This is a genomic window from Mesorhizobium sp. M00.F.Ca.ET.216.01.1.1 (assembly GCF_004010325.2).
In the GTDB taxonomy this organism is placed as follows: Bacteria; Pseudomonadota; Alphaproteobacteria; order Rhizobiales; family Rhizobiaceae; genus Mesorhizobium.
Genome location: NZ_SADR02000388.1, coordinates 1 through 315 on the forward strand (window position 1 = coordinate 1; position 315 = coordinate 315).

Sequence of the window (315 nt, forward strand, 5' to 3'; positions counted from 1 at the left end):
TGGAAACCCGAGGAACAGACGCCTCTGACCGCGCTGTCGCCTCAGGCCCCGCTCGACCGGCCAGTCGAGCGCTTGACCTGTCGTCGGTTCTCGAAGTATCGCTAACAGCCTTCGGACCACAGGAAGGCGGCGAACTCCGGCCCGATGCATTTTAGATTGATCAGCATCGCCGGTGCCGGGGAGACGACATGCGCGGCAGCGAGCACAGCATCGCGAGCAGCCTCAACCGCCTTGATCTGTTCCAGCAGCAATTCGAGCGGATCAAGTTCCCGGCTGATCTGCATCTTCAGATATGCAGGCATCGCTCAGCCGTCG

The 315-nt window shown here is 61.6% G+C and carries 1 protein-coding gene; it reads right to left on the bottom strand.

Annotated features, from left to right (window positions below):
• Positions 1-101: 101 nt before the first annotated feature.
• The gene (locus EN859_RS36615) at positions 102-302 is read right to left on the bottom strand and encodes a hypothetical protein (protein ID WP_189502552.1); all 201 of its coding nucleotides are present in this window, start codon (positions 300-302) and stop codon (positions 102-104) included.
• Positions 303-315 lie beyond the last annotated feature (13 nt).